This window comes from Paenibacillus sp. FSL H8-0332 (genome assembly GCF_037963835.1).
In the GTDB taxonomy this organism is placed as follows: Bacteria; Bacillota; Bacilli; order Paenibacillales; family Paenibacillaceae; genus Paenibacillus_AQ; species Paenibacillus_AQ rhizoplanae.
Window position 1 is genome coordinate 4,771,174 of sequence record NZ_CP150145.1, and the last position, 24,914, is coordinate 4,796,087.

Genomic DNA, 24,914 nt, shown 5'->3' on the forward strand with positions numbered 1-24,914 from the left:
CCCTCAGAATGAATGTGCCCAGATGCCTATGACAACGAGAGCTTCCCCGCAAGTAGGGTCACCTCCCGGATTGCCGCTTCCTGCTTCGCGGTGAAGGCATGCTGAAGCATCGAAGTGCTGACAGCGGCAACGGCCTTGCCTGCGGCATCCAGTACCGGCGCAGCGGCGCAGCTGATGCCTTGAATGATCTCCTCCTGATCCAGCGCATAGCCGGTCTTGCGGATCGCAGCCAGGGCTGCGGTGAACTTAGACCAGTCTGTGAGCGTGCGGGAAGTGACCGCAGGCAACATTTTACCCGGATAACGCCGCTCCAGCTCTTCCTCCGGCAGCAGCGCCAGCATCATCTTGCCCATCGCCGTCGCATGTGCCGGAAACCGCATCCCGGGACTGGACTCCAGCCTTACCAGGGACTGCCCCTCCTGCTTGGCCAAGTAAATAATCTCATCGCGGTCCAGCACCGACAGCTGAAAGGTCTCCCCCACCGCCCCGACACTCTGCGCCGATTCTGCCAGGAACCGCTCTACCAGATTCATATTTTGCTTAAGCGAATCATTGTAGACTGTATTATAGTAGGAGATCCCGGCGCCAAGCACATACCGCTCGCCCGCATCCTTCACCACCCACCCCAGAGTCTCCATTGTGCGCAGCAGCGAGAACATCGAGCTTTTGTTAATGCCGGTCTCCTCGCAGAGGTCTGTCATTTTGAGTGCTCCGGTCTGTCTTGAGATGGCCTTAAGAATCAGATCAGCCCGTTCCAATGCCGGAACCCAGTACTTCTGGTCCACACCTTCATTCCCCTCTCATAAATCCATTGATTAAGCCTTCCAAGTTCACTATAATAATCATATGTTTATAATACCAAACCAGGAGGCAAAAATAAAATGAAACTTAGCCACCCGAATGCAGGTGTCATTCCTCCCGTTCCGACCATTCTGGATTCCGCCGGAAAATTCGACCGTGACGGAATGAAGCTGCTGATCGACAGCCTGATCGCCAAAGGGGTTCACGGTCTGTTCTTCCTTGGAACGGCCGGAGAATTCACCCTGTTCACCGCAGAGCAGCGTGAAGAGATCGCAGAGTTATGTCTGGAGTATACGAACGGCCGTCTTCCGGCCTGGATCGGCACCGGCAGCAACACGGCCCCTGAGACCCTCCGGCTCTCCCGCCATGCCGCTGAGCATGGTGCTACCGGCATCGTCATTATGAATCCGTATTACTACAAGCTGAGCGGGGACGCTCTGTTCGCGCATTATGCCGCTGTTCTGGAAGCGGTCGATATGCCGCTCATGTTGTACAACTTCCCGGCCATGACCGGCCAGGATCTGTCTCCGGCCTTCGTGGCCCGCCTTGCCGCACATTATCCAAATGTAGCGGGCATCAAGGATACCGTGGACCAGCTTAGCCACATCCGCCAGATGATCATGCAGGTTAAGGCGGTTAGTCCGGACTTCTCCGTCTTCTGCGGCTTCGACGAATATTTGCTGCCAACACTGGCTGCCGGTGGAGAAGGGGCGATCGCTGCCAGTGCGAACTTCGCTCCGCAGCTGATGCTTGGCGTGTACGACAGCTTCAAGAAGGGAGACCTGGCAGGCGTCCTTCAGTTCAACCGGCAGATTATTGAAATTCCGGCGCTGTATACCATTGATGACCCATTCATTGCTTCTATTAAAGAAGCTGTCCGCTTGTCCGGTGTTCCGGTATCTACCTTCAGCCTGGCTTCGCCTGGGGTATGGAGTGCGGAGCACGAGGAGAAGCTCAAGCAGATTTTCAGCCGGGCGGGTATTGCTCAAGGGTAAACGATATTTATAGTGCGGACTCATTCATTCATGTTTTTCAAAGTCAGCCCATCTATCAAGGTCAGTGATAAATGGATTTAGTACATCTAATTTCTGGTTGATGGGTATGCTGGGGAATCTAATTGGAAAAAGGGCATTTAATTCAGCCCATCCCCCCACCAACCGCAGGTTTCCGGGTGAACAAATGTACTTTCTCCATCTAAAATCCCCCAATGTGCGGTTTAGTGAGAATTAAATGCCCTTTTTCCACTTCTTACCTTGGGAGTAAGGTTGCGGCACCCCGTCAATAAAAGAAATTGCCCCGGAGGATCATATCCACCGGGGCAATTCTATGCAACGCAACTATTAGCTACATTCCAATATTCACTTACCTCTGCTATTCACTAGGTTCCGCTACATTAAACTCCGCTGCTCCATTCACTTAACTAATCTTACTGCCCGCTAAGCTTCAGCAGCCTGGCGATATTCTCGCAGGTCCGCTCGACGTTGGCGGGGCCGTCAGCCAGCAGCTTCTCCAGGCTCGAAGCGCCGGGAACGATGCCGAAGACGGCATCGATTCCCTCGGCGTAGAGCGTCTCGATGCCCTCGCCGATGTAACCGGCCAGGGCGATGACTTTTTTGCCGCTGGCCTTGGCGGTGCGGGCTACGCCGTACGGCGTTTTGCCGAATTTGGTCTGGAAGTCAATCCCGCCTTCACCCGTGAAGACGAAGTCCGCCTGCTCCAGCTTCTGCTGAAGCCCTGTGTATTCAATCACGATCTCGATTCCCTTCTGCAGCGTGGCCTGCGTGAAGATCATCAGACCCGCGCCCAGTCCCCCCGCTGCACCGGCTCCAGGAAGGTCGCGGACATCCTTGTGAAGCTGCTGCTTCACCACCGCCGCATAATGGGCCAGATTGGCGTCAAGCTGCTGCACCATGCCGGGCGTGGCCCCTTTTTGCGGACCGAATACGGCTGAAGCCCCCTGCTCCCCGCAGAGAGGATTGGTCACATCGCAGGCAACGATGAGCTGAACCTGCTGCAGTCTCTCATCAAGCCCGCTAACGTCAACACTCGCCAGCCGCCCCAGGCTGCCTCCGCCGCGCGGAAGTAAGTCCCCCGCATCATCCATGAATCGGGCGCCGAGCGCTTCGGCCATTCCGGCACCTCCGTCATTAGTGGCGCTGCCGCCGATGCCGATGATGATTTTGCGGATACCACGGTTCAGACATTCCAGAATCAGCTCGCCCGTTCCATAGGTGGTGGTAATTAGCGGATTCCGCTCCGCCTTGTCCACCCGCTGAATACCGCTGGCCGAAGCCATCTCGATTGCCGCCGTCCGGCCGTCACCGAGAATGCCGAATTGTGCCATCACCGGCTGCCCCAGCGGTCCTGCAACTTCTAAATCATGAATCTCTCCGCCGGAAGCGTCAACAAGGGACTGTACAGTCCCCTCCCCGCCGTCAGCCATCGGAATATGGATGTAGGTTGCTTCAGGGTAAATCTTGCGGAGTCCGGCCTCCATCGCTGTACATACTTCTTTCGCGGTCATGCTCTCCTTGAAGGAATCCGGCGCCAGCACAAAGGTTCTCTCTCTCATTTCCACACCTCATCTATAATATTGATCTTAGAGAAAAATCCGTAAACCAGCGTGGCCGTGCCCATATTCAGAATGGCCTGCCCGAAGGAGCCGGTAGCAACAATAACACCCGTGGATGTTGATGCGGTAGCCGCAGCCATCAGTATCCCGGAGATCGGTACCAATCGGGTTGGGAGAAAAAGAATATTGATGAACGGACGAAATGCATTGTGCAAGTGACCAACGGATTAAGGGGTATACGGGATCATTGCTCCATCAGTGTGGTTAACAGTTTTTGCTGATTGCGGTACTCCAGCGGGCTTACGCCTTCGCTTTCTCTGAATACTCTGTTAAAATTCTTGGTGTTCCCGAAGCCTGACCTACCGGCAATTTCATAGATTCTATCCTCCGTATCCCGCAGCAGCTCCTTCGCCTTATTGATCCGCAGCCGCTTCAGATAGCTTACAAAATTCTCTCCGGTGTAATCCTTGAAAGCCTGGCTGAAATACGAGTAGTTAAAGGACACTTTGCTTGAAACCATCATCATGTTGATGTTATGCGAATAATTGTCGTGGATGTATTGTAGGGCATGCTCTATCCCCTCATTCTCCTTCTGTATGGGTATGATATCGGAAGTAGGCGAAAGAAATGAATCTTCCACTGTAGGACGTTTTTGGATTCTTGAATTTGTCACAACGGGAGTAATCCATTAATAACAAGACTACATAGAAATTAACGCTAATTCTCTAATTAACTCCATTAGATTACCGCAACTCGTCACACTATCTGATGATTTTCTCATTCGGTTAAATCTTTGAACAGGCATGAAAAGTTAGCTTAACGACGGTGCTTAATGCGCATGAGTGGCGGTAAATAAAAAACAGGTCAATCATGGTAGCATCTGACCATAATGACCTGTTTGATGTAACGGAATAGGGATATTTAGGTTAGTAAAACTTCATATGGGGCTGATCAGGGTTAAGTCTATTTGAGCATTGCTACCCATTTCACTCGGCACTGGTAGCCAATTCCTCTTAGCCACTTACTTCACATTTTTCTAACATCCATTTCTTTGCTTCACCTGATTTCAACAAAATCGGCTTCTCCAACGTACCAATATTAATACTTTTAATATGAGCTTCTTCTATACCTTTAATATTTTTTAAAGTCACTCCGCTTAATAATGTTTCTTCAAATGTCGCTACACTTATATCTATATTTTCTAGTCTTGCACAACTAAAATCCGTTAAGTAAAACGATACATTAATCAAATTACAATCTAGTAAATATGTATTTCTAAATATTGCTTCCCAACAATCACCTTTACTAAATCTGCTGTTTTTAATGACGCAGTTGGTAAAATCAGTATATCTAAGATCTGATTTATAAAAATCACATTTATCTAAATATGCATTTTTAAATGTTGACGAGGCTAATAATGATGTGTGAAAATCAATATTTTCCAGTCTGAGATCATCAAAAGTACACTCAATTAAATATGCTTGTTCAAGCAATATATCGGATAAATCAATACTCCTTAAGTCCACTTCATCTAACTTTAACATTTCGCCTTCTTTACCAATTGTCTCAACCCACTTTTTATGCAAATCAAACTTCCTATTAAGATTCCCTTCCATTTTCCCACTCCTTAAGGATACCATATTATTTTATCTGTTACTCCTTCTTCATCAATTGCTTTCTTGAGTTGTTCAACATGCTCAGGCTCCATTTTTCTTGTGTCAATAATTACGTTGTTCCCATTATCAAATTCTTTTTGTAGCTTTTTCATACCTTGTTTGATAGTAAAGGCACCCTTTTTGGGATTTGTTATAGGAATTCCATTGTCACCACTTGGGTATGATTCAAAGCTTTTCACGTCCCACTTTAAACCTGAAGAAGTATCAATAAACTCTGCTCCATTTTCTGCTTGAGGATCACGTACTAGCTTTCCCAATTGACCTCTTTCTTCTACTGCTAATCCAACTTCCTTTTCCCTGATATTTTTAGGTTCTATTTTCCCATTACTTGCTGGATCTCGAGCTAAGTCATCCAATTCCTTCTGAGTTCTACCGCCCGTATAATTTTCAGCCTTATCATAAGGGTTAGGTTTGTTACCTTCTCCCGTCCCCTCAACTCTACCCCCAGTCCCCTCCAACCCATCCACATACCGCTGCTGCACCGGCGTCTTCGGCAAGGCTGGAGTACCCTGAATCTCCCCTATCTTGAAAACAAACCCTTCCGGCGTCTGTACCACCGGGCCCAGATTCGGAAGCTTCTGCTTGATCCCTTGCAGGGTATCCTTCGCCGCTTGGCTGACGACGTCTTCTACCTCGCCCAATACTTTTCCTACTTTGCCGGCCTTCGTGACCTGTAGTCCTGGGACAAGGATGGATGCGACTGAACCCAGCATTTTCGCTTTCTCTTCCGGGGTGCCTTCGTCAAATTGATGATACGCCATCTTCGCCGCTTCCACCAGCACTTCCGGGTGTTCGATGAGATATTGCGCTTGCTGCTTCATTTCTGTGGTGGTTTTGACCGGGTCTACCACTAGTTTGAAGGCAAAGGTTGCCGTGTCCGCTACACCCATGACAACCTCTTTCACCAAGCTTTCGGTAAAAGCCAGCACCACATCCCCCGACTGGCGTATCCGGCTCTCCACTGTCGTAAGCCCGTAAGTCTCATCCAGCCACCCCACATAACTGGTGTACATCGGGGTGAGATATTCATTCGGCACATAGACTTTCGCCTGATAAAAGTCCCAGGTGGTCTCATTTTCCTTGTTGTCTGCGGTAATTGGCGTGCCATCCGGCAGGGTAAGCGGCGGCCCGTTCAATCGCCGCTCCGCTTCGATCTGCTCTTGAACCTGTTTAAGAGCCGCTGCGAGCTGGATCTCCTGCCGCTTGGCTGCAAGCTGACCCCGCGCATAGGCTCCAGCGGCGGTCTTCTCCATCGCCAGCCGCAGAAGCAATAAATATTCTTCGTTATGTAGTAACGGTACCTTGTCCGCTGTAATCGACGGATCATACTCACAGGCTGTAACCGCTGGTTGTCTGTAGTGGGCGCTTAGATCCTTACCGGCTTCATAGTAGATCTTGGCTACGCCTAGAGAGGCCAGCTTCTGCCGGGCTTCTTCGGCCTGTGCATGAACAGCCTCCATCTGCGACTGGTTTCCAAATGCCTGATACACCTTGAAGGCCATCTGTGCCTTGGCGATCTGATTCCGCGCCGTAAAGATATCCGTCAGCTTACTTTGTGCAGCTATACTCTCTACGGTCAGCAGGCTGGAGGTCTGAATGACCTTCCTGAGCTGCTGCACCACCGGGTCCCTGCTGAGCTCATCTTTTCCTGATAGAGCGGCAATCGAAGTGATGAGGTTCGTCGCACTTCGCTGCACAAATTCGGGGATGGAGAACCGTCCGGCGGCTGATTGCAGCCCCAAGCTTCCGAAGGCCGAGAGCAACAGGTTAAATTGCCCTGTCAACTTGTCCGCCTGCCGTTTATTCTCTTCCTGCAATTCCGAGACGCCTCTCAGGGCGACCCGGATAATATCCTCTAATTTCTCTGCTTCTACAGTTAATTCATTGATCAGGACCTGGGCCCTAACCATATGATCGCCCATGGGAATGCCACCCCAGCTACTGGACTGGCCCTTCAGTTGGAGATATAGCCGGTTGGTGTCCTGGCTCACCTGGCCGATCTTCGACTGCAGGCGCCTGACTTCATCTTCGTTAAATACTAGCTTCGTGGAAGACACGATGGTCCCCCTTCCTTCTCCAGAATGGAATTCCAATATCCCACATAAGGATTCAATATTTATCCAATATTGCTGTGCAGATCCCTTTATTATCGGAATTCGGAGCGGTAAAGTTTATCAAAAAAATATTTTCATGACATATATTGGCTGCCGATTTCGCGCTATACTCTATTGTAAGCGTTATTACAAATGTGCTAACGGAGGGGATTTCATTCGTGTATACCCGTATCATCACCTTCATGAACAATCTGAAGCTCAGGACCAAGTTCTCCCTCTCCTTCGAATATGGAAATGAACAATGCACTGAAGCAGATAACGGCGAATGTCGACCGTGTGAAAAAAACGACCAGCGAAATGCTGAACGTTCCCGTGGATATCGTCTACCGCCTGTCCAATGACAACCGTCTGGAGAGAGCTTAGAACCATTATCGTCGATGAAAACGATAATATTGTCGCCTCCAACCGGGCGGGCACCCTCGGCAAGCCACTGCATGAAATCAACCTTAAGCCACTGTCCACCCTTGTCGGGCACGGGCCTGCAGATATCACGATTGACGGGCAGTCCTTCAAAATGCTGATCGACGACTGGCACCCCGAGGGCAGCCTGAACAGCCTGCGGATTATCTCTATTTTCTCCGTTGAGAGTATTGTGAGTGAGCCTAACCGGATTATTTCCCTGGCTTATTCCGTCATTATCTCCTCCCTAATTCTTGCAATCATCCTAATCTACTACTTCTCCCGCCTGCTCACCGGACACATGCTGCATCTCAGCAAACTATCCTTCTGATTAATTCATCAATTTTGTGTACATGGGGCTACCCTTAATCCGTTCTTCCTGATAAATAATCGGCCATAGCTCGCTGACCCGCGGATTGTTCACGAAGAAACGGACACTCGCAATATAGGGATTATTGAACAATACGCTCTGTAAGTAATTTAACGAATAGTCCATAAATTGCTTGATCTCTTTGACTCCGGGTTCCGCTTCAGCGGTCACATACTCCCCCAGACTCCGGTCTGAAATGAGCATATGGAATGACTTTTCCATCACCTCAAGCTTGCTCATGATCGCCTGCTTCTCGTTATGGATCTGGTAGCGGTTCTCTTCAATGATGTCATCGACCGTATCCTGATAGAAATCAGCAAACAAATAGTTAGAGATCACAATGACCGGGACCAGAATAATGACAATATACGCCCCGATTAACTTCATATGAATAGATAAATCAGCAAACCAACTTTTCAACTTCCCTGCCGAGCTTCTGATGCTGGCCATCTCCTGCCCTCTTCTCCTCCAATTGTTCTAATATCATTATTATATTTCATTACTTTCCTCATCATAAGGCTTCAAAGTTCAGTCAGGGTTGCAGGATTTTAGGTATATTGCTTATAGGGAGGGAATGGGGGTAGACTTTTTAAGACCAGAAAGGGGACAAAAAAAAGCCAACTATGGCTAAAGGGCCGTAGTTGACTTTCTTTATAATTTTAAGAGGCGGTTATCCCTTTCCCTCTACCCCCTCCATAAACCGCTGCTGCACCGGATTCTCCGGCACTGGGTGGGGGATACTCATTAGAAACTGCGTTAAGAAAAAGGTCGCACGACCGCTTTTAGCTCGTATTGTGGCGTTGTTGATTGTACTTATTCAATGTTGAACTTTTGTTTGACTTCCATTAATCTAGCTTCAACCTCATCCTTAACCATTGGATTCCGTACTAAGTAATCCATACTTGCTTCATTTAGATACTGATAGAAAGTTGGGTAATCCAATACAAGGGTCTGATCTCCCTCTACCGCAGGGTAGTCAAAAAAATAACAAACTCCCGCATCTCCAAAATAACCCTCTTCCCACTCCTCTAACTCACCAGCAAAAACACACCAAACACACTCACTACCCCCAAACCCATTTCCATTGCAGTAGTTTTTAAGTGCATCTAAAAAAATTTTCCCCTCCAGGTGTCGATAATACATATCCAATAATTCTTTCTCTGTTAATTTGACACTCATCAAATCATCCTCCTAGGAATCATTCTGATAGGTTCGGAAAGAAATTAGTCACCTTTCCATTTTCATTAAGGTATCCTGTGAATTTCAAGCCATTCGATGCTGTCCCTCGAATTTCCCTACCCACAACTTCTCCGTTCATCATTGCTTCTTTTCCCCATTGTATGATTTGATCATTCGAAATTAAGGTTGAATCATATACAGTCTTAGGATGTGGAATATTTTTATACTGATCAGGTATTACTTTCAATTCCCTATCAAGTGCCGGAAGTCTATACTGAATTTGATAGACTCCAGGAATTTTGGGGTGTTGCGTTTTAGAAACAATAAGGTCATCAAGTTTCCAACCTTGATCTGTTAAAATCTTTTCAAAACTAGCTAAATTGTGACCTCCAACAACGCCCTTATTCCCTTTCCTTACAATACTTTGTCCATTTATTAGATGATCGTCAAAACCGTTTACATACTCGAATTTATTTTTGGTCAACCATGTAACATTATCATCGACATATTTTGACCGAAAGTACTCGTCCCATTCTGTCCCTGTTCGAGGGATCTTACTAACATTCCCCGTACCCTCAATCCCACCCCCACCACCCTCCAACCCATCCATATACCGCTGCTGCACCGGCGTCTTAGGCAAGGCTGGAGTATCGGGGATCTCCCCTATCTTGAAAACAAACCCTTCCGGCGTCTGCACTACCGGGCCCAGATTCGGAAGCTTCTGCTTGATCCCTTGCAGGGCATCCTTCGCCGCTTGGCTGACGACGTCTTCTACCTCGCCCAGCACTTTACCTACTTTGCCGGCCTTCGTGACCTGTAGTCCTGGGACAAGGATGGATGCGACTGAACCCAGCATTTTCGCTTTCTCTTCCGGGGTGCCTTCGTCAAATTGATGATACGCCATCTTCGCCGCTTCCACCAGTACTTCTGGATGGTCAATCAGATATTGCGCTTGCTGCTTTATTTCTGCGGTGGTTTTGACCGGGTCTACCACTAGCTTGAAGGCAAAGGTGGCCGTGTCCGCCACGCCCATGACGACTTCTTTCACCAAGCCTTCGGTAAAAGCCAGCACCACATCCCCCGACTGGCGTATCCGGCTCTCCACTGTCGTAAGCCCGTAAGTCTCATCCAGCCACCCCAGATAACTGGTGTACATCGGGGTAAGATATTCATTTGGCACATAGACTTTCGCCTGATAAAAGTCCCAGGTGGTCTCATTTTCCTTGTTGTCTGCGGTAATTGGCGTGCCGTCCGGCAGCGTGAGCGGCGGCCCGTTCAACCGCCGCTGCGCTTCAATCTGCTCTTGAACCTGTTTAAGAGCCGCTGCGATCTGAATTTCCTGCCGCTTCGCCGCAAGCTGACCCCGCGCGAACGCTCCAGCAGCGGTCTTCTCCATCGCCAGCCGCAGGAGCAGTAAATATTCTTCGTTATGTAGTAACGGAACTTTGTCCCCCGTGATTGAAGGATCATACTCACAGGCGGTAACCGCTGGTTGTCTGTAATGGGCGCTTAGGTCCTTGCCGGATTCATAGTAGATCTTGGCTACGCCTAGAGAGGCCAGCTTCTGCCGGGCCTCTGCCGCCTGTGCATGAACTGCCTCCATCTGTGCCTGAATTCCAAACGCCTGATACACCTTGACAACAAAATAAGGGCCATTGACGCTTACTTTATTCTCATCCTCCATCGAAGTGGTGCATTATACAGGAGCGATTGATTACATGTGAGTGAGAAAATGAATTTATCAAAAAACAGGTCAGTAATGTGTGATATCTAACCATAATCAACCTGCTATGTATTTGGAATAGCGTTATTATACATAGGTTATATGTGTTATTCGTTGAATGATGGATACATTAGACACTGGGGGTGATCTATCTCATTTACCCGTCATACACATAGAGGATAAAAAAGACCACAACACGGGGGCTAGCTCGCATTGTGGCATTGTTGGTTGTATTGCGCGATCTTGTTAGTGGAGTTGTAAATTTGCTCACATAAAATACTTTGTTGAAAACAGTGAAGAGCTAACCTTTAGTATAAATTATCAAAGAAATCGTTAAAACTATTAGATAAAAAATACATGTTGTCCATTTCTTCATCTGACTCCATATCATGCATCCATAAATATATTTTTCCAAAGTACTCCTTACTAACCCCTATACAAATCTCATTTCCTCCTGGATCACTACCGATTGAAACAAATCCTTCAGGTAATTCACCATCTAAAACCTCAAACACTTTCGCCAAGTTTCCTTTCATATCACCGATTCCGTAAAATTTATTTACTACACTTTCACCCTCTTCATCAGAAATCTTAAAAGTTGATGCTTCAGGATACCCTCCATTATACTTAAGTAAAAAATCAATATACTGCTCAGGAAGACTAAGAACATATTGACCTTCAAATTCACGGATTTCATTTATATTTATTTTCTCGTTTGTTCGATCCATATTCGCCATAATTACTCTCCTTCTTTATTTTTTCCATTTACTGCAGACTGACCTCCAATATGTCTAAATTCTCTATGAATGTCTTCATCGACAAGAATCAGTGTCTTTCCATCTTCATGATGATGCCACGTATAACCTTCGGGGGGCTTATTCATTGCTGGCACCGGTGGATCAGAATTCTTATTAAGCCCTGCTTCTAGATTTGCCTTTTTGAAATCTTCTTGAGGATTTTTTGGTACAGTAACATCAATTGTTTGTGGTTTAACAGCAGGGTGAAAATATGGTGAAAAATCAGGATATCCATTGGGATAACTTACTGATTGTCCCTCTTTATTGGTATAAGTCCACGTTCCCTTCTCATCAATCGAGATTTTACCACCTTTGTTCAACCATTTCTCAGGGATAGGCGAATTCATAGGTTTGGTTGCAATTATTTCTTTAGTAAAATCTGACAGTTCTAATCTACCTGTCTTTTTACCCGTCCCCTCAACCCTATCACTCTTCCCCTCCAACCCATCCATATACCTCTGCTGCACCGGCGTCTTCGGCATGGCTGGAGTACCCTGAATCTCCCCTATCTTGAAAACAAATCCTTCTGGCGTCTGTACCACCGGACCCAGATTCGGAAGCTTCTGCTTGATCCCTTGTAGGGCATTCTTCGCCGCTTGGCTGACGACGTCTTCTACATCACCCAGCACTTTCCCTGCTTTGCCTGCTTTGGTGATTTGTAGACCGGGGACGAGCATGGAGGCGACCGAACCCAACATCGCTGCCTTCTCTTCAGGTGTGCCTTCGTCAAACTGATGATACGCCATCTTCGCCGCTTCCACCAGTACTTCCGGGTGTTCGATGAGATATTGCGCTTGCTGCTTCATTTCTGTGGTGGTTTTGACCGGGTCCACCACTAGTTTGAAGGCAAAGGTTGCCGTGTCCGCTACACCCATGACGACCTCTTTCACCAATCCTTCGGTAAACGCCAGCACCACTGCGTCCGCCTGACGAACCCGACTCTCCCATTTCGTTAGCCCGTAAGTCTCATCCAGCCACCCGGTATAATTGGTGTATACTGGGCCGAAATGTTCACCAGGCACGTAGACTTTGGCCTGATAAAAGTCCCAGGTGGTCTCATTTTCCTTGTTGTCTGCGGTAATTGGCGTGCCGTCCGGCAGCGCGAGCGGCGGCCCGTTCAACCGCCGCTGCGCTTCAATCTGCTCTTGAACCTGCTTAAGAGCCGCTGCGAGCTGGATTTCCTGCCGCTTGGCTGCAAGCTGACCCCGCGCATACGCTCCTGCAGCGGTCTTCTCCATCGCCAACCGCAGGAGCAGCAAATATTCTTCGTTATGCAGTAACGGAATCTTGTCTGCCGTGATTGAAGGATCATACTCACAGGCGGTAACCGCTGGTTGTCTGTAGTGGGCGCTTAGATCCTTACCGGCTTCATAGTAGATCTTGGCTACGCCTAGAGAAGCCAGCTTCTGCCGGGCCTCTGCCGCCTGTGCATGAACAGCCTCCATCTGTGCCTGATTTCCGAACGCCTGATACACCTTGAAGGCCATCTGTGCCTTGGCGATCTGATTCCGCGCCGTAAAGATATCCGTCAGCTTACTTTGTGCAGCTATACTCTCTACGGTCAGCAGGCCGGAGGTCTGAATGACCTTCCTGAGCTGCTGCACCACCGGGTCCCTGCTGAGCTCATCTTTTCCTGATAGAGCGGCAATCGAAGTGATGAGATTCGTCGCACTTCGCTGCACAAATTCAGGGATGGAGACCCGTCCGGCGGCTGGTTGCAGCCCCAAGCTTCCGAAAGCCGCGAGCAACAGATTAAATTGGCCTGTCAGCTTGTCCGCCTGCCGCTTATTCTCTTCCTGTAGCTCCGAGACGCCTCTCAGGGCGACCCGGATGATATCCTCTAATTTCTCCGCTTCTACGGTTAATTCATTGATCAGAACCTGGGCCCTGAAGATATGGTTACCCATGGGAATACCGCCCCAGCTACTGGACTGGCCCTTCAATTGAAGATATAGCCGGTTGGTGTCCTGGCTCACCTGGCCGATCTTGGTTTGCAGGCGCCGGACTTCATCTTCATTAAATACTAGCTTCGTGGATGCCATCTTCACCCTCCTGCCGTACACCGCACTTAACAGTAATTTATGTTACACAATTTCATATTCACAGAATCATAGACTTACAACTTCTTGCAAATATACGGAGTTCTAAGATGATTCATTAACTCGCTTGAAAGATACTTTTTCTGGTATTGATCGAAGTTTGTATTTATGATTACGTTACCATCCAAGAAGATGTCGTCGGGCCAAATGTATGTGGAAAACCGAACACAATGTGCTTCCGCGAAGGGAATCGAACCAATGTATGCCAAAAACAGTATACATTGTGCCGGTGCACAGGCGTGTGGTCCGAATGTATGCCAAATACAGCATACATTTGCTGGTGCGCAGGCTTGTGGCCCGAATGTATGCGGAAAACAGCATACATTTGCTGGCACGCAGGCATGTGGCCCGAATGTATGCGGAAAACCGAACACAATAGATGGCCCCCCTTCCTTCTCCAGAATGGAATTCCAATATCCCGCATAAGGATTCAATATTTATCCAATATTGCTGTGCAGATCCCTTTATTATCGGAATTCGGAGCGGTAAAGTTTATCAAAAAAATATTTTCATGACATATATTGGCTGCCGGTTTCGCGCTATACTCTATTGTAAGCGTTATTACAAATGTGCTAACGGAGGGGATTTCATTCGTGTATACCCGTATCATCACCTTCATGAACAATCTGAAGCTCAGGACCAAGCTCTTCCTCTCCTTCGGCAGTGTTGTCCTGATCCCGGTGCTGATTGTGGGGGTGTTCCTGACCAGTGAACTGCGGAATATGGCGATGAATAATGCGCTGAAGCAGATTACGGCGAATGTCGACCGTGTGAAAAAACGGACCAGTGAGATGCTGAACGTTCCGGTGGATATCGTCTACCGCCTGTCTAATGACAGCCGGCTGGAGGAGGCCGCGAATCACCGGTACGAATCGGTCTATGATGTGGTGCAGGCCTACTGGGATTATCCCGACTTCCGGGATTTCGTCCGCCTCTACAAAGAGGTCTCCAGCATCCGGCTGTATATCGACAACCCGACGGTGCTTAACAACTGGGAGTTCCTCCAGGCTGACGAAGCAGTTACCAGGGAGCCGTGGTACCAGCTCGCCCTCGCCCAGAAGGGGCTGGCGTTCTGGAGTTACATTCCTGACAGCCGGAACGGCCAGTATTATCTCAGCCTGATCCGCAAGGTCGACTTCCTCAAGCAGCGCACAACCGGTGTGCTGGTCGTGAATGTCAATTCGGATCAGCTGAGCAGTATCCTGAAGCAGGAGACCTTCGAGACCTTTATCGTCGATGAGAACGACAATGTTGTCGCCTCCAACCGTGCAGGTACCCTAGGCAAGTCGCTGCAGGAAATCAACCTCAAGCCGCTGTCCACACTTGCCGGGCACGGGCCTGCGGACATCACGATTGAGGGGCAGTCGTTCAAAATGCTAATCGACGACTGGCATCCTGAGGGCAGCCTGAACAGCCTGCGGATCATCTCTATTTTCTCGGTAGAAAGTATTGTAAGTGAGCCGAACCGGATTATTTCCCTGGCTACTTCCGTCATTATCTCCTCCCTATTTCTTGCAATCATCCTAATCTACTACTTCTCCCGCCTGCTCACGGGACGCATGCTGCATCTCAGCAAGCATATCTCCAAGGTTGCCTCCGGCAATCTGGAAGCCCGGCTGGTCATTGACGGTAAAGATGAGATCGGCCAGCTGGCCCGGCAGTTCAATCACATGGTCCGCAATGTCAACGACCTGATGAGCGAGGTTCAGGAGTCCAACCAGCAGAAGAACGCCATCCTGCTGAAGCAGAATGAGATCAAATTCAAAATGATGGCCAGCCAGATCAACCCCCATTTCCTGTTCAATGCGCTGGAGTCGATCCGGATGAAGGCCCATACCCGCGGCCAGACCGATATTGCGCAGGTCGTCCGGCTGCTGGGCAAGATGATGCGCAAAAACTTAGAGGTCGGCGGAGGCAGAATCACCCTGCAAAGTGAGCTGGAGACCGTGAACTGCTATCTGGTCATCCAGAAATTCCGCTATAATGACCGGCTGGCCTACGAGCTGTATGTAGATCCGGCAGCGAATACCGTAAGGATTCCGCCGCTTATTATTCAGCCGCTGGTGGAGAATTGTGTCATTCACGGCCTGGAGAACCGTATGGACGGCGGAATGGTCCGGGTAGACATCCGGGTAGAGGAAGCCCTGCTTAAGGTTCAGGTCTCCGATAACGGAACCGGAATCTCACCGGCCCGGCTCGCAGAGCTGCGGCAGATGCTGGACAACAACGATGACTATGAGACCCACAGTATCGGTATGCGTAACATCCATCTGCGGTTGAAGCTGACCTATGGCCCGGAATACGGCCTGGTTCTGGCCAGCCAGAGCGGATATGGCACACAGATCAGCTTCGCCATCCCTTTTAAGGAGTGATTCCTATGTATAGTGTGTTAATTGTTGATGATGAATTGTCGATCCGCGAAGGACTTGTCACTCTGCTGGATTGGGAGAGCCTGGGCTACCGGGTGGTAGATACAGCGGCCAATGCGGTTGAAGCCCGGCATAAGGCTAAGCTGTATTCCCCCGATCTGATGATTGTCGATATCCGTATGCCCGGAAAGGACGGCCTGGAGCTGATCGGCGAGCTGCGGGAGGATCACGAGGAGCTGCATATTCTCATATTGAGCGGCTATGCCGACTTCAGTTATGCCAAGCGTGCGCTGTCTTACAATATCGATAACTATCTGCTTAAGCCAGTCGATGAGGAGGAATTGCAGCTGTATCTTACCGGCCTGGCCACCGTACTGAATGCGCGGCTGGCACACCGCAAGAATCATGAGGCGGTTAAAGTCTGGAGCCGGGAGATGCTGGTTCAATCCCTGCTGATGGAGAGCAGTCTGCATCCCGCCCCGGCACTGATGGAGTCGGCGCTGGAAGCAGGGCTGCTCTGGGAATCCTACCAGATCGTGCTGATCCGGCTACTGCTGCAGGATCATGCGGACAATGGACCTTCCAGTAGCGTCAAGTCCCGGCTGACGTCCAGCTTCGAGGACAACCGCCGGGGTATCGTCTTCGCGCTCGATTCTTATCTTGGGGTGCTGCTGGAGCCCTCTTACCAGAAGGAGCTGATAAGCAAACGGATGGCTGAGCAGATCCGTGAAGCCGCTGCCGCAGAGGGACTGGAGTGCATCATCACCGCCGGGGATATGGTGGGCAGTCTGAGGGAGCTGCCGGTCTCCCATCAGTCGGCGCTGGCGCGGATGAAGGATCACTTTTTCTATGATGAGCCGGGGATGATCGGCCCCGATTCCCTTAAGCTGAAGCAGGGGCTGCCTGCGAACCCCCAGGATACGGAGAGCAGGCTCGCCCCGGTGATGGACCGGTTGTATTTCGCCCTGGATACCGGCAATCTCCTTGTAATCTCTGCCCTGATCCAGGAAGCAGGAGACCTCATGGCTGCTGCCGGCTCATCCGAGATGGCGGTGAAATCCTACTATGTCCGGGCTGTCACTTCCATGTCTGGCAAGCTCTCCGTTCATTATAAGGAGCTTAGCGCTGCGCACAGCCGGATGGAAGAGCAGATTCAGCAGATCTACAGGCATACCTCCCTCCCCCAGCTCCAGCGTTATATCACAGGTCTGCTGGAGGAATATGCTGGCGGGATTATCCGCGACGATATGGATGTCCTGATGAAGCGGATGGTCGATCTGATCCACCGGCACTATGACGAGAATCTGAAGCTGGAGACGCTGGCCGATGTGTTCACCTATAGCAGTGCCTACCTGGGCAAGCTGTTCAAGAACACTATGGGCTGCTCCTTCAACACTTATCTGGATACGATCCGCATCGAGAAGGCCAAGGAGCTGCTGGACCAGGGCTGCAAAATCCATCAGGCAGCCAGCAGCGTCGGCTTCAGCGATGTCGATTATTTCCGCGAGAAGTTCAAAAAAATCGCAGGCATTTCCCCCTCCGCTTACCGGAGAAAGGAGCCGGAGGATGCTTTTTCAGAAAGCGCTTACGAAAAGGACTGATTTCCCCCTGTTTTTACACTTAAATCTTCGGGTGTTTCCCGGCCTGGCGGCAGATTATGATAAAGCTATATCGAAGGAGGGACATAAATGAAAGCGATTACCACCACGATGAAGCCGGAGCCGAAGAGATCCTCCGCCAGCTTCTGGGGGAAATTCCGGCAGCAGAAATACCTCTATCTGATGGCTGTTCCTTTTGTCCTCTGGGCCTTTGTCTTCAGCTATCTTCCGTTATGGGGGTGGATGATGGCCTTCCAGAAGTATAAGCCGGGCAAATCCTTTTTCGAGCAAAAATGGGTCGGCCTCCAGTACTTCCGGGAGCTGTTCCAGGATGAGCAATTCTTCAACGCCCTGCGCAATACGCTGGCCATGAGTATCATGGGACTGCTGGCAGGCTTTATCATTCCGATTATCTTCGCTATTCTGCTGAATGAGGTACGGCTGCAGGTGCTGAAGCGCTTCGTTCAGACGGTGTCGTATCTGCCGCACTTTGTGTCCTGGGTGGTTGCTGCCGGGATCATTACCAAGATGCTCTCCACGGACAACGGCGCAGTCAATGACCTGCTAATGGGCCTTCATATCATCAGTGAACCGATCCAGTTCATGGCCAAAGGCAATCTGTTCTGGGGCATTGTCACCGCATCGGATGTCTGGAAGGAGACGGGCTGGAACACCATTATCTATCTCGCCGCCATCTCGGGCATCGGGCCGGAGCTGTACGAGGCAGCCAGGGTGGACGGAGCCAGCCGGCTCCAGCAGGTGCGTCATATCACTTTTCCGGGCATCCGGGGGACCATCGTTATCCTGCTAATCATGTCCATCGGCCATCTGATCAGCATCGGGTTCGAGAAGCAGTTCCTGCTCGGCAACAATCTGGTGCGTGACTACTCGCAGACCCTTGACCTGTATGCGCTGAATTACGGGCTGGGGATGGGACGATTCTCCTTCGGGACGGCGATTAATATTTTCAACTCCGTGGTGAGTGTGATTCTGCTCTTTACTGCCAACGGCATCTTCAAAAAAATAACCAAGGAAAGCATCATATAGGAGGCCCTGCTCATGATTAAAAAACTGGCTGCGGCATCCTGGTCGGACCGCATCTTCGATTTGGTTGTTTATCTGGCGATTACGGTGGTAACTGTTGCTACGCTGTACCCTTTTCTGAACGTGCTGGCAATCTCCTTCAATGACTCGACGGACAGCATCAAGGGCGGGATTACGATCTACCCCCGGGTGTTCACCTTCAAGAATTATGAGACGATCTTCGCCTTCTCCGGCCTGATTACCGGGTTCAAAATTTCGGTGCTGCGGACGATTATCGGGACTCTGCTCGGACTGGTCAGTGCGTCCATGCTGGCCTTCACCTTAAGCCGGGTAGACTTCCAGGCCCGTAAGTTCGTCTCCACCTTCCTTGCATTGACGATGTATGTATCGGGAGGTCTGATCCCCTTTTACATTCTGATCAAGGATCTGCATATGATGGGCACCTTCGGCGTGTATGTCCTGCCTGGTCTGGTAAGCGCCTTCAATGTGTTCGTGATCCGCTCCTTCATCGACGGTCTGCCGTACGCCCTGCAGGAATCCGCCAAGCTGGACGGAGCCAATGACTTCACCATTTACTGGCGCGTCATTCTGCCGCTGACCAAGCCTGCCCTGGCGACCATTGCCCTGTTCCTGGCCGTCGGCCAGTGGAATGCGTGGATTGATACCTATCTGTACAACGGCTCGAAGGACTCGCTGACTACCCTGCAGTTCGAGCTGATGAAGGTCATCCAGAGCACCACGACCAACGCGGATAATTTCCGCGGGCGCAATATGACTGAGGTCATGGCCCAGATCTCCCCGGAATCGGTCAAAATGGCAATCACCATTGTCGTCACCGTTCCCATTCTGATTGTCTATCCGTTCCTGCAGCGCTATTTCGTCAAAGGCATGACGCTGGGTTCAGTTAAAAGCTAATCTGCTAAAGCGGTATCATCAGGCTGACGCCTGTGAATACAATATGATTTTCACCAGACAAAGGGAGGGTTTCTATTCATGACAAGAAAGACGGCGAAACCGGTTGTGGCGCTGATGGTACTGACCTTGCTGCTCAGTGTGCTGGCAGGCTGCGGCGGAGGCAATAATAACGGCAACAAGAATACGGCTGAGAATACCGGGGCCAAGGCTACGAACAGCGGCAATGCCACGGCAACAGCTGAAGCTACGGCAGCGGCTGAGGACTTAAGTCCCCTGACACTCTCCTTCTTCGCGGAAGACCCTAATCCGAACTGGAACAATATGAAGGATGAGGTCAGCACCGTCATTACGCAAAAGACCGGCGTCACCCTCGATGCCGAATTCGCTGTCGGTGATCCGCAGCAGAAGATTGCTCTCATTGCAGCTGGCGGGGAATACCCCGACATTATCTCGGCTAAAGGCGACATCGGCAAGCTGGTGGACGCCGGCGCGGTCCTGGATCTGACCGATCTGATCGATAAGCATGCCCCTAACATCAAGCGAGTGCTCGGCGACAATCTCGCCCGGGCCAAGTATACGAACGAAGACCAATCGATCTACGCGATCCCCACCTGGGCAGCGGTGGATGAGAAGAAATTCGTAGCGGGCGGCGGCTTCGAGCTGCAGCACCGGGTCGTGAAGGAAGCCGGATACCCTGAGATTAAGACCGTCAAGGATTATGAGAACGTCATTAAAGCGTACCTGGATAAACACCCTACCGATGAGAACGGCAACAAGAACATCGGCGTCTCCCTGAACGCAGATGACTGGCATATGTACATTTCCGTAACCAACCCTGCGGTAGCCACTACCGGCGGCTCCGATGACGGTGAATATTACGTCGATCAGGAGACTCACGAAGCGATCTACCACTTCCGCCGTCCGGAAGAAAAGGAATATTTCCGCTGGCTGAACCACATGAACGATATCGGCCTGCTTGACAAGGAGAGCTTCGTGCAGAAATACGACCAGTACAAAGCCAAAGTAGCGACTGGACGTGTGCTCGGCCTGATTGACCAGGACTGGGACTACAATGACGCGCAGCAAGCCCTCAAAACAGCCGGCAAATTCGAACAGACCTACGGACACTATCCGGTCACTCTGACGGATGAATACAAGGAAACCAGCTTCTGGCCTACCGGCTTCATGGGCGGCTACGGCATCTCCATCTCCACCACCAACCCCGATCCAGTGCGGACGATCAAGTTCCTGGATTTCCTGGCTTCTGATGAAGGTCAGATCCTGAACAATTGGGGGATTGAAGGCAAGCACTATAAAGTGGAGAACGGTAAACGCGTAGTTCCGCAGGAAGTTCAGGACCGCATTAATAACGACAACACCGCCTTCACGAAGGAAACGGGCATTGGCTTCTACTGGAACATGATGGTTCACTATGGTGATGGTGCCAAGGATTCCACGGGCAACTACTACACCAAGAACTTCCCTGAGCAACTGGTGCTGGGCTATAGCGATGTTGAGAAGGAGACGCTGGCAGCTTACAAAGCTACTACTTGGAAGGATCTGTTCCCGAAAGAGGAAGAATTCAAGGAAAAAGCGTACGGCGCTGCCTGGAACATTGCTATCCCGGGTGAGGATGAGGTCTCCATCTTGGGCAACAAAATGAAGGATATTACGTGGAAGCGCATCCCGCAGGCGATTCTGGCCAAACCGGCTGAATTCGATAAAATCTGGGATGATTACATGGCCGATCTGGAAAAAGCCGGCGTTAAGAAAATGGAAGCTGGCTATACCAAGTATGTCCAGGATCGTGTGGAGCTGTGGAGCAGCAAATAAGATTCCATAAACCTTGATCGAAAAATCTTAGTAATAGAGTAATCGCCACTGCGGAGATTTTGGACTTCCGGTCGCTGTTGTTTCCAGATTTCTTGATTTATGCCGCTGGTTGCGGTAGAAATCCGGAAACAAAGGCGAACGCTACGCTCCTACAGTTCCAAATTCTCCTCCGTCGCTCCCTCCTATTTACTAAAGTTTGTAGTTCAACCTATATTCCATAGCAGAACAACACCCGTGCGGGAAATCGCACGGGTGTTGTTTGCTGCGCTATAAGGACAGCTAGTAGAGTATCAGATTTAATTCTGTGAATAGGATAGGGTTGAATCCCGGAGGTTCCGAACCACAGAACTACGCCGCCCGGCCGAGTTTGCTCCTAACGGACCTGAGAGACCCTATTCCCAGGAAAACGCCACTTTTTGCGGGTTAACGGACGGAGTGGACCTTATTGTCTCTCTAAAGAACGTTTAGGAGTGGAATATTAGTTAATAAGGGCCGTGTCCGCAGCTTGCCCAAGTTGTGACTCTCCTTCGAAATAAGCGCGTCTCAGTCCGTAACGCCGAGCCAAACGCCCGAATGAACAACTCCCCTCTTCCTCTGGGAATGGTACTTGAAGGGGAGACCTCCACTCCTGTACTCCTTCAGGCATTATAGAGCTTCGTCCACTAGTTTAAATCTGATGCTCTACTAGCTATGCAGCTCGCGGTAAGTTTCGTTGATCATTTCGGTGTATATGGAAGGCGGGTATTCCTTCACCTGATTATAAGCGATTTGGGCCAGCCGCAATGCTTCCTCCTTCATGCCCCGGCGCATACAAATCTGTGCGCGGTAAGCATAAGCTGTCAACAGGTTGGCGCGGTCAAGCGGGTGGTAGACCTGATCCCCCGGCTCTGCCTTGGACAGGCTGATCAGCGCTTCATCGTCCCGGCCGAGATGAACCCAGGCGATGCCGCACATGAGCTGGACGCTGGATGCATACGGTCCATCCTCCTGCGGGTACTGCTCCGCCAGCGCAAGAACCTTGCTGTATTCTCCCTTAGCTACCGCAAGTCTGATCTCACCGATCTCCACCAGCTTCAGCGAATCCTGAGATTCGGTGAATTCTGCGAATGCTCTGGCCTTCTTCATGGCCTGCTCTGCCGCCAAGGTCTCTCCTTCGGTCAGCGCCAGGATGCCGAGCACCCGGTACAGATGATCTGTCATATAGTAGATTCCCTCTTCCCGCGATACCTGAAGCGCTGCTTGTGCAGCTTCACGGCTTCCCACATAATCTCCCAGGGCAGACAGACTAATACTCTCGGCATACTGAAGATCGATTTCAAAGATAAAATCATTCCCCACCTTATTATCCTCGTACTCCTTGCGGACCCGGCGAATAAGCTCCAGCCCTTCCACGTATCTGCTCTGTGCGAAATTCAGGGCATAGGAAATATACTGTACCTTCGCCCGTTCCACGAATAAGCCGAAGCGTTCATAGATCAGCGCTGCCCGCGCAAGCTCCGCTTCCCCGCCTCCGGCGCCTGTATAGAAAAGGGAGCTTACATAGAACTCCAGCAGACGCGCAGCGTCAATCGTCATCGGAAGCGTACGCTCCGTTAGCGGCTGGAGCCGCTGGATGACCTCTCTGTAATTCTTCGCCTTAAACTCCGCCTCCATCTCCCGGACAAGCGGGGCCAGCTCCGCCTCCTCTTCGCCTTCAAGGAAGTAGCCCGGATCAACTCCCAGCCGGCCGGCCAGAACTTGCAGGCTGTTCATTGAGGGCAAGGCCCGGCCATTCTCGATTTGACTCAGCATGCTCTTGGTCATATGGTCTCCGGCGAGGTCCGTCTGCGTAAGCCCCTTAGCCTTGCGCAGTTGCTTGACTTTCTCTCCGATGGTTTGTCTGGTGGTCATCTGCTTGCCAACTTTCCAGGTAGCTTTTCTTTTCAGTATAGCTTACCTATACCCTAAGAGAAAGCTGGAAGTACATTAAAGTTAAATTATATTAAACTTTTTGTTGCATTTCTGAACTTGTACTCATACAATAAGTTTAATTAAATTTAACTTTTGACCAAGGGAGTGCTAGTATGTCTCAAATAACATCCGCAACCCATGATAAGACAGCGACTAACCGTAACATATTCCTCTTCTTCGGCAGCAAACTGGTCTCTGTTCTCGGCTCCAGTATGTACACCTTCGTAGCCGGTCTGTACATTCTGAACGAGACCGGTTCTGGGAGCAGCTTCGCTGTTACACTGCTGTGCGGTCTTCTGCCCGGCATCCTGATGTCCCCCTTCGCCGGTGTGCTCGCCGACAGAGTTAGCCGCCGCAGGCTGCTGATCGGCTCGGATCTGGCGAGTGCCCTGATTATGTCCCTGGCCTTCCTGTTTGTCGCGCTGGAAGGAATGTCTGTATGGCCTATCTATCTGTCACTCATTCTATTATCAATCTGCTCTACCTTTTATAGTATCTCTGTCTCCTCCTCGATGATGATGCTTGTAGACAGCGGCTCCGTCCAGCGGGCCGGATCACTGAATCAGATTGCCGGATCAGCAGGCCACCTGCTGGCTCCGATTCTCGCCGGCCTGCTGTATGCCTTTCTCCCGCTACAGGATTTCATGCTGTTGAATGCAGCAGGCTTCACCGTTTCGACTGTGATGGGCTGCATGCTGAGATACAAGCCGATTCCACGGCTTCGAGCTGCCAGTGAATCCGCCGAAGCCGCAGGTCCCCGGCCGCTCCGCGAACGTCTGGGCACTGCTGTTAACGGGGTCCGCACGAATCTGAAGGAAGGCTTCGCTTATGTGATCCGCCGTCCGGTCCTCCGTTCCCTGATGGGGATTGTGTTCTGGATTAATTTCTTCGTCGTCGCCCTGAATGTTGTGCTGCCCTACGTTGCAATACAGACGCTGGGACTCTCCTCAAGACAATATGGAGTCCTCGAAGCGATGCTGGCGGCAGGCGTACTACTGATGTCGCTGCTGCTTGCTATACTTCCCCAGAGCAAGAGTCCGGTGAAGCCGATCCTCGGAGGCTTAAGCGCGCTGGGAGTGTTATTCCTCGCACTGGCGGTTCCGCTGCTGCTGCATTTCACCCCGAAGGCCACCTTCCTTCTCTTCCTGCCGCTGCTGGTCCTTATCGGCGTCATGATTATGTTCATTAACATTCCGATTCAGGTCTATCTGCAGCAGACCATCGAGGAAGAGTACCGTGGACGCGTATTCGGGCTGGTGGAGGGCATCGCCGGTTCCATCGCTCCGCTCGGAATGCTGCTCTATGGAGTCCTCCTCGACCGGATTCCAGGCTCGCTCATTTTGCTCGTCTCCGGTGCAGCTATTCTGACAGTCACGCTGGCCGGACGGAGAGGTTTGCTCCGCAGCGGTACCGCCGAGCAGCAGGCTGCTCAGGGGAAGACAGAGCAGGCGGAAGCCTGAATGTCTGAATTGACC

General features: G+C 50.6%; 21 protein-coding genes. 9 read left to right on the forward strand and 12 right to left on the reverse strand.

The annotated features are described in order from the left end of the window. Positions 1–26: 26 nt before the first annotated feature. Positions 27–785 (reverse strand): IclR family transcriptional regulator, encoded by a 759-nt coding sequence (locus NST43_RS20795; RefSeq protein ID WP_339219112.1) that lies wholly within the window; start codon positions 783–785, stop codon positions 27–29. 96 nt (positions 786–881) lie between these two features. On the opposite strand from NST43_RS20795, the gene NST43_RS20800 reads away from it, so the two are divergent. After that, positions 882–1,796, forward strand: a complete 915-nt coding sequence (locus NST43_RS20800; RefSeq protein WP_339219113.1) for a dihydrodipicolinate synthase family protein — start codon at positions 882–884, stop codon at positions 1,794–1,796. Positions 1,797–2,227: 431 nt separating this feature from the next. On the opposite strand, the gene NST43_RS20805 is transcribed toward NST43_RS20800, so the two are convergent. The 5 genes from NST43_RS20805 to NST43_RS20825 form a co-directional block, all read right to left on the reverse strand. Further along, positions 2,228–3,373 carry a glycerate kinase gene (locus NST43_RS20805; RefSeq protein ID WP_339219114.1) on the reverse strand — a complete coding sequence of 382 codons (1,146 nt, stop codon included), beginning with the start codon at positions 3,371–3,373 and terminating at the stop codon, positions 2,228–2,230. Further along, complete coding sequence (locus NST43_RS20810; protein ID WP_339225576.1) at positions 3,370–3,588, reverse strand: hypothetical protein; 219 nt, start codon at positions 3,586–3,588, stop codon at positions 3,370–3,372. Before NST43_RS20810 ends, NST43_RS20805 begins: the two co-directional genes overlap by 4 nt. A 29-nt stretch (positions 3,589–3,617) precedes the next feature. Further along, positions 3,618–4,046 (reverse strand): AraC family transcriptional regulator, encoded by a 429-nt coding sequence (locus tag NST43_RS20815; RefSeq protein WP_339219115.1) that lies wholly within the window; start codon positions 4,044–4,046, stop codon positions 3,618–3,620. Between the two features lie 340 nt (positions 4,047–4,386). Next, on the reverse strand, positions 4,387–4,989 hold the full coding sequence (locus NST43_RS20820) for a pentapeptide repeat-containing protein (protein WP_339219117.1): 603 nt from the start codon (positions 4,987–4,989) through the stop codon (positions 4,387–4,389). 11 nt (positions 4,990–5,000) lie between these two features. Continuing rightward, the gene (locus tag NST43_RS20825; RefSeq protein ID WP_339219119.1) at positions 5,001–7,106 is read right to left on the reverse strand and encodes a hypothetical protein; all 2,106 of its coding nucleotides are present in this window, start codon (positions 7,104–7,106) and stop codon (positions 5,001–5,003) included. Between the two features lie 285 nt (positions 7,107–7,391). Between NST43_RS20825 and NST43_RS20830 the strand changes: the two genes are divergently transcribed. Together NST43_RS20830 and NST43_RS20835 are read left to right on the forward strand one after the other, a co-directional pair. Next, positions 7,392–7,526, forward strand: coding sequence for a hypothetical protein (locus tag NST43_RS20830; protein WP_339219121.1), 135 nt, complete (start codon positions 7,392–7,394; stop codon positions 7,524–7,526). Next, a complete protein-coding gene (locus NST43_RS20835; RefSeq protein ID WP_339219123.1) occupies positions 7,501–7,893 on the forward strand; it encodes a hypothetical protein in 393 nt (130 codons plus the stop codon). Before NST43_RS20830 ends, NST43_RS20835 begins: the two co-directional genes overlap by 26 nt. On the opposite strand, the gene NST43_RS20840 is transcribed toward NST43_RS20835, so the two are convergent. The 5 genes from NST43_RS20840 to NST43_RS20860 form a co-directional block, all read right to left on the reverse strand. Continuing rightward, on the reverse strand, positions 7,894–8,319 hold the full coding sequence (locus tag NST43_RS20840) for a hypothetical protein (RefSeq protein WP_339219124.1): 426 nt from the start codon (positions 8,317–8,319) through the stop codon (positions 7,894–7,896). Between the two features lie 426 nt (positions 8,320–8,745). Next, entirely contained in the window at positions 8,746–9,111 is a 366-nt protein-coding gene (gene cdiI / locus NST43_RS20845; protein ID WP_339219126.1) for a ribonuclease toxin immunity protein CdiI, read from the reverse strand. Between the two features lie 19 nt (positions 9,112–9,130). After that, positions 9,131–10,795 (reverse strand): CdiA family toxin C-terminal domain-containing protein, encoded by a 1,665-nt coding sequence (locus tag NST43_RS20850; RefSeq protein ID WP_339219128.1) that lies wholly within the window; start codon positions 10,793–10,795, stop codon positions 9,131–9,133. 347 nt (positions 10,796–11,142) lie between these two features. Further along, a complete protein-coding gene (locus NST43_RS20855) occupies positions 11,143–11,571 on the reverse strand; it encodes an SMI1/KNR4 family protein (protein WP_339219129.1) in 429 nt (142 codons plus the stop codon). Positions 11,572–11,573: 2 nt separating this feature from the next. After that, positions 11,574–13,673 carry an HNH endonuclease gene (locus NST43_RS20860; protein ID WP_339219130.1) on the reverse strand — a complete coding sequence of 700 codons (2,100 nt, stop codon included), beginning with the start codon at positions 13,671–13,673 and terminating at the stop codon, positions 11,574–11,576. Positions 13,674–14,323: 650 nt separating this feature from the next. On the opposite strand from NST43_RS20860, the gene NST43_RS20865 reads away from it, so the two are divergent. The 5 genes from NST43_RS20865 (at position 14,324) to NST43_RS20885 (ending at position 21,489) form a co-directional block, all read left to right on the forward strand. Beyond that, positions 14,324–16,102 (forward strand): sensor histidine kinase, encoded by a 1,779-nt coding sequence (locus NST43_RS20865; protein ID WP_339219132.1) that lies wholly within the window; start codon positions 14,324–14,326, stop codon positions 16,100–16,102. A gap of 5 nt (positions 16,103–16,107) precedes the next feature. Beyond that, the gene (locus NST43_RS20870; protein ID WP_209984713.1) at positions 16,108–17,700 is read left to right on the forward strand and encodes a response regulator; all 1,593 of its coding nucleotides are present in this window, start codon (positions 16,108–16,110) and stop codon (positions 17,698–17,700) included. Between the two features lie 87 nt (positions 17,701–17,787). Beyond that, the gene (locus NST43_RS20875) at positions 17,788–18,744 is read left to right on the forward strand and encodes an ABC transporter permease subunit (protein WP_209984716.1); all 957 of its coding nucleotides are present in this window, start codon (positions 17,788–17,790) and stop codon (positions 18,742–18,744) included. 12 nt (positions 18,745–18,756) lie between these two features. After that, positions 18,757–19,656, forward strand: coding sequence for a carbohydrate ABC transporter permease (locus NST43_RS20880; protein ID WP_051478569.1), 900 nt, complete (start codon positions 18,757–18,759; stop codon positions 19,654–19,656). A gap of 78 nt (positions 19,657–19,734) precedes the next feature. Continuing rightward, the gene (locus NST43_RS20885; RefSeq protein WP_209984718.1) at positions 19,735–21,489 is read left to right on the forward strand and encodes an ABC transporter substrate-binding protein; all 1,755 of its coding nucleotides are present in this window, start codon (positions 19,735–19,737) and stop codon (positions 21,487–21,489) included. 684 nt (positions 21,490–22,173) lie between these two features. On the opposite strand, the gene NST43_RS20890 is transcribed toward NST43_RS20885, so the two are convergent. Then, positions 22,174–23,379, reverse strand: a complete 1,206-nt coding sequence (locus NST43_RS20890) for a helix-turn-helix transcriptional regulator (protein ID WP_339219135.1) — start codon at positions 23,377–23,379, stop codon at positions 22,174–22,176. A gap of 173 nt (positions 23,380–23,552) precedes the next feature. Here NST43_RS20890 and NST43_RS20895 point away from each other — a divergent pair, with 173 nt between their 5' ends. Then, positions 23,553–24,899 carry an MFS transporter gene (locus NST43_RS20895; protein ID WP_339219137.1) on the forward strand — a complete coding sequence of 449 codons (1,347 nt, stop codon included), beginning with the start codon at positions 23,553–23,555 and terminating at the stop codon, positions 24,897–24,899. Positions 24,900–24,914 lie beyond the last annotated feature (15 nt).